Origin of the sequence: Streptomyces sp. NPDC005899, from assembly GCF_040629645.1 — a bacterium.
Lineage (GTDB): Bacteria > Actinomycetota > Actinomycetes > Streptomycetales > Streptomycetaceae > Streptomyces.
The window spans coordinates 1-8,640 of record NZ_JBEXWB010000278.1; the positions used below are offsets into that span (position 1 = coordinate 1).

General features: G+C 70.2%; 9 protein-coding genes. 1 reads left to right on the forward strand and 8 read right to left on the reverse strand.

Annotated elements, in window-relative coordinates; genetic code table 11:
• Positions 1-64: 64 nt before the first annotated feature.
• From ABZ371_RS24785 to ABZ371_RS24820, 8 genes are all read right to left on the reverse strand, one after another.
• Positions 65-271: a DUF397 domain-containing protein gene (locus ABZ371_RS24785; RefSeq protein WP_358683407.1), complete on the reverse strand. Its 207-nt coding sequence runs from the start codon at positions 269-271 to the stop codon at positions 65-67.
• Positions 272-497: 226 nt separating this feature from the next.
• Positions 498-1,823 (reverse strand): serine hydrolase domain-containing protein, encoded by a 1,326-nt coding sequence (locus ABZ371_RS24790; protein WP_358683409.1) that lies wholly within the window; start codon positions 1,821-1,823, stop codon positions 498-500.
• Positions 1,824-1,970: 147 nt separating this feature from the next.
• Positions 1,971-2,528, reverse strand: coding sequence for a hypothetical protein (locus ABZ371_RS24795; RefSeq protein WP_358683411.1), 558 nt, complete (start codon positions 2,526-2,528; stop codon positions 1,971-1,973).
• Between the two features lie 77 nt (positions 2,529-2,605).
• Positions 2,606-3,103, reverse strand: a complete 498-nt coding sequence (locus tag ABZ371_RS24800) for a phospholipase (protein WP_358683413.1) — start codon at positions 3,101-3,103, stop codon at positions 2,606-2,608.
• A 298-nt stretch (positions 3,104-3,401) separates the two neighbouring features.
• Positions 3,402-4,046, reverse strand: a complete 645-nt coding sequence (locus ABZ371_RS24805; protein WP_358683415.1) for a hypothetical protein — start codon at positions 4,044-4,046, stop codon at positions 3,402-3,404.
• A gap of 28 nt (positions 4,047-4,074) precedes the next feature.
• The gene (locus tag ABZ371_RS24810; RefSeq protein ID WP_358683417.1) at positions 4,075-6,225 is read right to left on the reverse strand and encodes a DUF6571 family protein; all 2,151 of its coding nucleotides are present in this window, start codon (positions 6,223-6,225) and stop codon (positions 4,075-4,077) included.
• A gap of 9 nt (positions 6,226-6,234) precedes the next feature.
• Positions 6,235-6,687, reverse strand: a complete 453-nt coding sequence (locus ABZ371_RS24815) for a hypothetical protein (protein ID WP_358683419.1) — start codon at positions 6,685-6,687, stop codon at positions 6,235-6,237.
• Between the two features lie 354 nt (positions 6,688-7,041).
• Positions 7,042-8,082, reverse strand: coding sequence for a DUF3533 domain-containing protein (locus ABZ371_RS24820; protein ID WP_358683421.1), 1,041 nt, complete (start codon positions 8,080-8,082; stop codon positions 7,042-7,044).
• A gap of 155 nt (positions 8,083-8,237) precedes the next feature.
• Between ABZ371_RS24820 and ABZ371_RS24825 the strand changes: the two genes are divergently transcribed.
• On the forward strand, positions 8,238-8,640 hold a 403-nt coding region (locus tag ABZ371_RS24825; protein ID WP_358683423.1), incomplete at its 3' end, for a PHP domain-containing protein.

The following is an 8,640-nucleotide window of genomic DNA, read 5'->3' on the forward strand; positions in this document are numbered from 1 at the left end:
CGCGCCGCCGTCGGTGCGGGGGCGAGGAACGGAGTGCGTGTCCGTGCGGGGAGCCCTGCCGGCGTCACCCCCGCACGAGCGAGACGAACACGGCCCACTCGCCACGGCCGACCCGCAGCACCGGCCCGCCGCCCGAGGCCTTCGAGTCCCGCACGTGGACCGCACCGTGGCCGGCAGCCACCTCCACGCAGTCGCCGCCGCCCGATCCGCTGTGACTGCTCTTGCGCCAGCGCAGCTCGTCCACGTTTCCGGTTACCTGCTCCATGCTCATGTCTCTCCCACCAGCCGTTCGATGAGCCGCGCGGACTCCTGGGCGTTCAGGGCCTGCGATCGCACATGGCTCGACAGCGTGGGCCATGTCCGCGTCACGGCCCCGGACCCGTACGACGCCCGTACAGGTCCCGCGCACCGAGGCTCGTACCGGTGGACGCCAGGCCCAGCAGGGCCGGCTCCCCACCGGGGCGGGTCTGCCGGTGCCCCCGGTCGGGGGAGCCGGCTCACCGCAGCTGCTGGGGCGTGACCAGACGCCGGGGCACAGGCGATGCGCCGGGGGAACGCTCGGCGGGGGCGCCGCTCAGGGCTCCGTCCATGTACCCGAAGAGGGCGTTGCCGATCGGGTCCGGCAGCGGCGTGCCGTCCTCGCCGAACCGCTCGTACTTCATCAGGTTGTAGCCGATCGCGGCCTGGCGGCGCCCGTCCTCCGTGGACAGTGCCCAGGTCCCGGCCCCGAACACGCCACCGTCGTGGCCCCAGTACCAGCCGCCGCCGGGCATCTTCAGCGTGTACAGGCCGAGGCCGTACCGCATCGCCACCTCCTGTCCCGGAGCCGGCTCGTAGGCGGGGACGGTCGTCTTCATCTCCCGCAGCTCCGCCGCGCCGAGCAGCTTCCCGCTCAGGAGCAGGCGGTAGAAGTCGTTGAGGTCGCTCATCGTGGAGACCATCGCACCGGCCGTCCCGGCCCAGGACATGTCGTAGACGCTGTAGTCGCGCGCCGGTTCGATGGTTCCGTAGAACGACTCGTACATCCTGGCGTGCGGCCCCGATATGCGGGCGGAGCGCGGGAAGTACGTGTGCCGGAGCCCGGCCTTGCGGATGACGTTGCGGGTGATGTACGACTCCGGGTCCTGGCCCGTGACCTTCTTCAACAGCAGGCCGGCGATGACGTAGTTGGTGTTCGCGTACGCGTGCGTGCCACGCGGCGCCTGCGGCTCGGCAGCCAGGCCGAGGCGGACCAGCTCCTCGGGCGCGAGCCTGCGGAACCGGCCCTCGTCCAGGGCCTGTCCCGGGTCCGTCACCAGCCCCGGGAAGGCGGGCAGGATGTAGTCCGCGATGCCGCTCGTGTGGTTGAGCAGCATCCGCACCGTCACCTTCCGTCCCCGCTCGCCCGGTATCAGCTCCGGGAGGTAGTCCCCGACCGGGGCGTCGAGGTCTATCCGGCCCTCGGCCACCTGCTGGAGGACGGCCACCGAGGTGAAGGTCTTGGTGATACTGCCGATGCGGTGCTCGTAGTCCGGGCGCATCGGCCGTCCGGTCCGGATGTCGGCGACCCCGGTCGCTCCGCGCCACTGCTCGGAGCCGTCCCTGACCGACGAATAGGCCCCGTACATCCCCGCCCGGTGGAACGCGTCGAGGGAAGCGCGCAGTGCCGTGCGGTCGAGGCCGGACGCGGCCCGGGTGGCGGACGCGGTGGGAGTGGCCGACGGCGGGGCGGTGGCCCCGGCCGGAAGGACACCGACCACGAGCGACAACAGGGCCGTCGACGCCACGGCGGCCAGGCGCACTCCACGGTGGTCGGGGCGGGGGCTCGGTCGGGTGCTGCGCATGGGCGGATCCGTCTCCTCAGGTCTGCGTGGACAAGGGCTCCATCCTCCGCACACCGCGCCGGTCATCCCTCCTCCCCACGAACGACCTTGCGCACAGGAAGAGATGACGTATGTCAGGTGTCGGCCGCCGGAGCCCGGCGCGGGATGTCACGGGTGGGGCGGAGCCGAGATGCCGAGGTCCTGGCGCATGGCGCGTTGCATCGACGTGAGCGGGTCCCACATCCGGATCAGGAAGGTGTGGGCGTCCTGCCACTGCCGCTGGTCGTGCACACCGTTTCCGGTCAGCGGCTCCATGAGCTTCCGGGCCTCCGCGAGCGCCACCCGGACCGCCTGGCAGGGCAGCAGCACGTTGTCGGGGACGAGCATCTGCGCCTGGGCGTAGATGTCCTGGAACTCGACCCGGGCCACCTCCGTCGCGGGGTCGGGGGCGGCCCCGGAACGCAGCGCGTAGAGGTCCTCCATCATCCGGAACCGGTACCGCCGGGCACCGGAGTTCAGCGCGACGTAGATCTCCCGTCGCCGTTCCAGGTCGGCCTGGGCGTCGTCGACGTGCCGCTTGGCCTGCTTCGGAGAGCTGCTGGAGCTCGAACTCCCTGGCGGCGCGAGTGCGAACTCACCCAGGCGGTGGTGACCGGGGCCGGCAAGGGGAGGTGCTCCGGGCCGGATCCGCGTGCCTCCTGTTGCGGCACGCGCGCTCCGTGCCACGACGAGGGCGTGGCGTTGCGACGTTCGTGCGTCGGACCCGGGAGTGTCCGGCCCCGGGTCCGACGGGCGTTGCGGGGTCAGGCCGCTCGGGACGAACCGGCGGCTCCTGCCTTCGCCGGAGCGACGCCGAAGATGTCCACGGCGTGGTAGTACGTCCAGGCCGTGCTGTTGCACGACGTCAGCTTCGCACCGGTGTAGGCGGCGCACACACGCTTCAGGTCCGAGTAGAAGGCGGAGTCGATGCGGGACTTGTTCGCGGAGAACGTGCTGGCGGCCTTGTAGTTGCGGTAGCCGAAGTCGTGGCGGGCGCAGGCGGTCTGGAACGGGAAGCCGAACGGGTTGTCGGGGGAGGTGCTGCAGTAGTCCGTCGACCAGTCGAAGCCGTACGCGGCCCAGGCGCCCTGGTTGCCGCGGGCGGTGGTCCAGGAGTGGTAACTGGAGGCGCTCGTCTGGGTCCAGGAGCTGAGAACCTGCGGTTTGTCCGCCGGGGCGGCGGAAGCCGAGACGGCCGGCAGGAGGGCGAGCGGGGCCGACAGGGCGACTGCGGCGAACGGGACGGCGAATCGGCGACGCATGAGCAACCTCCGTGGAGTGGGTGGGGGTTGTACGGCCGTGCTCCTCGCGGATCTTCGCGAAGCCGCTCCAGCATGACGTCATGTACCTGCCATGCCTAGGGGTGTGATCGATCGGACGCCGGAAATTCGGCTGCGCGTCGTGCGGCATGTGCCGTGAGTCCTCCGGCGGCCCATGCGGACCCCGTGCCGGGCCGACAGGCCGGTCCACCGGGCCGCCGCTCCCCGGGACCCGCTCGCCCACGAGCGGGCCCCGGCCGGGATCCCGCCGGCGACCCGCAGGGCCGGCGGGATCCCGCCCCTATGCGGCGGGGACGGGCGACGGTTCGACCACGGGCTTCTTTGCCAGTGGGTCGTTCTCGCAGCCGAGTGCCTCTGCGGCTCTGCGGGTCATGAGGTAGAGGAAGGTGATCTGCTGGTCGATCGTCTTCTGCCGGACGTCGGTCCCCATGAGCAGGGTGTTGGAGGCCTCCGCCTGGAGCAGGACCTTCTGCGACGCCTTCTCGAGGTCACCGGGCATGCGGCACGGCACGGTGAGCCTCGAGACGGTGTCGTTGGCCTGCACGGCCGCGTCGTCCACGGTGTAGTGACGGACCTTCCCGGGAAGCGTCCCGGCCTTGCTCCCGGCCCCCTCCCGGGGCAGCCAGCCGAACTCGAGGCTCACCATGCGCGCGCCCGTGGTCTTCGCCGGACGGTAGGAGCACATGCGCAGGGGGAGCGCCGACCTCTCCGGGCCACCCGGCTCCAGCCACTCCCGCATGCTTTCGGTGAGGTCGTCGGTGTCGTTGGAGATGTCCGTCCTGACATCTTTCTCCCCCAGCAACCGACGCAGGGCCCCGCTCTCACCGGAGTCCGGGGCCAGCCGGCACAGCTCCCCCCGGGCCTGGGGCTCGGTGGAGTCATCGGACGTGCACCCTGAGGCCGCGATCGCCAGCGCTACCACCACACACGCGGCGGCCGGACTGCGGCGTACCTTACCCAAGGTGAGCCTCAGCGGCCGAGCGCCCGCCGGAGTACGCGTCGTTCGCCTCGTCCTTGGCCGTCCTGTGAGCCCCGGTGCCGGAGACCCCATTCTGCTCTCCCCACTTGTCCATGAGCTCGTTGGTCCCGTTCTTGCCCTTGGAGTAGTTCTCACTGGAATCCTGCTTGCCCTGCTCCTCGGCCGCGTCGGTGACGTCCTTCGTCCAGTCGTACTTGAGCGTGTCGATCAACGCTCCGCCCGCGGTGCCCACGACGGGGATCTCGCCGATGAGCCCGTTGGCGCCGATGGAGGAGTACTCAGCCATGTCCTCGGCCCATTCGACCTTGTCCTCCTCCTTGTCCTTGCATACGTCGGCACCGATGCCGTTCATGGCTCCCATCGCCGATCCGACCTCGTGCCCGCGGTGATTCCAGTCCGCGCTCACACCGTGATCGGGGTCGCCGTTGTACTTGGGTGCTTCGGCAAGGACGTCGGCGGAGTAGGCCCGTTCCGCTTCGTACAGCAGCGAGTACGACGGTGCGTCGTCCGAGATGCCCCGCATGACCCGGATGAGGCTTCCCTGACCGACAGCGATATGGGCCTTGTCGCCGGACCCGTAGATGGAGTCCTGGCCGTCCGATCCCCCGTAGTTCGATTCCTGCCCGCCGAGGATGACGTGCGTGTCGGAGACGTAGTCCGCCATCGTCCTGGCCAGCGGCTGCTGGAGGTTCTTCAGGTCCTCGGGGAACTCGTCCCCGCCCATCTCGCTGTCCAGGTAGCGGATGGTGTGGTGCATGACGCGGGCCTGGCCCTCGGTGTGCGGGCCCGCCTCGCCCAGCTTCTCTCCCGGTTCGTGGCCGGTGGCGGCCGCCTGGATGGCGGCGCCCAGCCCCGTGGCCTTGCCGGTGTCCTCGACGTCCATGACCGCGCCGGGACCGGAGAAGTACTCGTCGGGCCATTCCTTGCGGTCCGTCAGCAGGTACTTGAGGTGCTCGTTCTTGTTGCCCGGGGCCTCCGGGTCGAGGAAGTAGGTGGCCGCGTCCGGGTCCTTGCCCATGATGCCGAGGATGCCGTCCAGCGGGTCGTTCGCCAGGTCGGGACGCTGTGCGTCGACGTGGTGCAGCCAGACGTTCTCGTTCTTCTTCTCGGCGTCGATGATGTCGTTCGCGACGTCGTTGAGGAACTGCTTCCCGTAACCGCTGCCGTGCTGCATGAGGGTCACGGCGGTCTGGTAGCCGTTCACCGGCCGCAGGTTGTCCCCGATGTTGTCCGTGCCGGCGTCCTTGAGCCCCTCGACGAAGGGCTTGTACGCGTAACCGGTCGGGTCCTTCGTGCCCGAGGCCACGGTGTTGGCCAGGCTGGTGCTGATCGATTCGTAGAGCTTCTTGTCATCCTTCGACACGCCTCGTTCGTTGGCCGCCAGTTCCATCCTGTCGGCCAGGTCCAGAGTGCCTTTCGCGCCGAGGCCGTCGATGTAGGCCTCGCCGAAGTGCTTGTCCTTGGCGTTGTCGTTCATGATGTCCCGGTAGTGCCGCAGCTCCTTCTCGGAAGCCTTCCCGGAACGGATCTTCTCCGTGAGGCCGAGTGCCTCGACGGCCTCCACGTCGTTGACCGGCTTCGCGTTGAACCCGAAGAGCCCCGACTTGTCGGCCCCCGACGCCTGGAGCAGGGCCACCTTGACGTCGTGGTCGTATTCGGTCACGACCTTGACCGCGTCGGCGATCTTCTGCGTGTAGGAACGCTCCACGTTCGGAAGGTCCGGGTCGTGCTGGATGCTGTACTTCGTCTTCGCGTCGACCTTGCTGAAGTCGTAGCTCGCCGTACCGGATGCCGAGACCTTCATCCCGGCCTTCTCGGCCTCCGCCACCGCGGACTCGACCCGGCCGATCAGTTCGGTGAACTGGCCATGGGCGTCGCGGAGCAACGACTCCATGGCTTTCGCCTCCTTCTGCGCCGCGTCGTACTCACCGCGCGTGAGGGCGAAGTTGGTGGAGGACACGGAGGCGCTCTCGCCCGTCCAGAGCTGCCCCTTGGAGATGCTCTGCACGTCGTCCTCGTACAGGTCCTCGAGCGTCTTGAACTTGCCCGCCATCGTCTTCCAGCCGTCCGCCGCGGTGGTGAGCGCGGACAGCCTTATCTGCGTGATCTCTTCGTACGTCGGCACCGGCTCCCCCTAGATACCCGACACCTTGGACTTCACCGGGGCGAAACCCGCCTCGGTCTCCAAGTCGTTGTTGCTGAACATGATCGCCGTGTTGCGGAGTGCCGCCTTCTCGCGCCCGAGGCGCCCCATCAGGCGCTTGACCTGCTCGTCCCACTGCTCGTGGGCCTTCTCGAGACCGGAGGCCGTCTCCCAGCCCTTGAACTCGGCGACGGCGGCGCGGACGGACTCGTCGGCGGAGTCGGCGGCGGTCCTGGTACCGGGCTCGATGGTGGTCTCGATGCTGTTCGCCGCCTTCTTCTTCTTGGCGGGCGTGGTCGCCAGGTCCGGTGACTGACTGCTGCCCAGCAAGGGTGGCTGACCCGTGGGCCCCTGGTCACCCGGGAGCTGGTTCAGCCGCGTCTGCGTCGAGTGGCGCTCCGCCACCTCGTCCTTCCGCTGCGCCCACTCCTGCTCGAACGACATGGGTCCCCCTTGCTGGTCTCACCGATTGCAGAAGCGATCACTCTATCGAGTGGCCCATGTCCTGGGGTGTGGAGGTGCTGCACCGGTGACCCGCTCCACTTGGGCGCGTATGTGCTGTTCAGCGCCATTTCGGGGGCCCGGGCGGTGATGGTCGTCGGCGCCGGGTGTTCTGCGCGTGAAGAGTGAGAAGGCTGTGAGGGGGACGAGCGGGGCGGCCGAGATGCCGAGCGCGTACGTCCACCGGATCCACGGAGGACGCCGGTGGAGGCGGCGGCGCACCGGGGCCCGGTCGCCCCTCGCGCCGGCGGCGGAGGTGGCCGCGACATCGCTTCGCGCGGCCCCGCGACGCCCGCCTCACGCGAGGCTGGAACCGCCCCCGGCCGCCGCTTCGCGGGCTCCGTCCGGCTTCCGGCGGCGCGTCGACAGGAGCAGAGTGAGGAGGGTCCCGGCCACCGCCCAGGCGGAGAGCACCAGCAGGGGGCCGGTGACGGCGTTGCCGTGGAAGTAGGCGATCGAGCGAGCCACCCAGGTGCCCGCGCCGGGTGGGAGGGCGGGGCCGATCGCCCGCCAGAAGTCCGGAAGCATCGGCAGCGGGAAGGCGCCGCCCGCGCTCGGGTTGCCCGCGATCACGATCAGCAGGACGGCGAGGCCGATGCCGATGATGCCGGTGAGCGCCTCCAGGGCGAGGGTGACCATGCCGACGGCGAAGACGACCAGGGCGCCCAGTCCGGCCAGTGCCCACACGCTGCCCGGCAGTGCGCCGAGGATCGGCCCGATGATGACCGCCCCGCCGATCCCGCCCGCGATCGAGTAGAGGGCCATGGCTCCGGTGCGGATGACCGCGCGCTGCGGGTTGGCGGGTTTGGTGCCCGCGCTGATCGCCAGGATCGAGGCGCAGAGGTAGCCGCCCACGCACCAGCCCACGACCAGGTAGAACGACGAGAGCCCGTCGAAGTCGTCCGGTGAGGCCGGAGCCACGTCCACCGCGCGCACCGTGCGCTGCCGGTCCGCCTCCACCGCGGTGACGAGCTTCACCAGGGAGGTGGCCAGGACCGTGCCGCCGCCGGAGGCGACGAGCACGGTGTCCTTCGCACCGGTGGGGCCGACGATCAGGGCGCCGTCGATGTCCCGGTTCTCGATCTGCCTGCGGGCCTCGGCCGCGTCGGCGACCGGGCGCGGATCCAGGGGACCGCCGGGCAGGCCGCCCAGCCCGTCGACGAGCTGCCCGGACACCTGGCGGGGGGCGACGACCCCGAAGGGGACGTCCGTCGGGTCGGGCCTGTGCAGGGCGCCGACGTAGGACGCGATGAACAGCAGCTGCAGAGCCAGCACCCCGATGACGAGCAGTGCGGCCCGTGCGGTGACGGCGTTCTTCACCTCGTCAGCGAAAGTCATGCCCCCACACTCCGGGGAGCCCGGCGTCCGCGCAGGTGGGCCGGGCCGAATGGCGGACGGATGACCCCGCCTCCGGTTATCGTACGAACGTTCGAAACTTGGTCTATGGTGGAGAGCGAGGGGGTGGCGAGTACGGATCGGTCCAGGAGGTGCGGGTGTCAGGCTTCACGCATCTGCACACCGTTTCGGGGTTCTCCCTGCGGTACGGGGCGTCCCACCCGGAGCGGCTGGTCGAGCGTGCCGTGGAGCGGGGGATGGACGCCCTCGCCCTGACCGACCGCGACAGCCTGGCGGGCGCCGTCCGCTTCGCCAGGGCCTGCGGGAAGGCCGGCATCCGGCCGCTCTTCGGCGTGGAGCTCGCGGTGGCTCCTCCCGCGCTCGCGGGCGGGCGCACCCACCGGTCGCGCACCCCGGTGCGCGGCGGTGCCTTCGTCGACGAATCGGCGCCCAGGGCCACCTTCCTCGCCAGGGACGGCAAGCCGACCCTGGTCAAGCCGGAGCACATCAACCTCGGCCTGGCCATCGACCTGGTGAAGCCGAACGGCGACCGCCAACTGG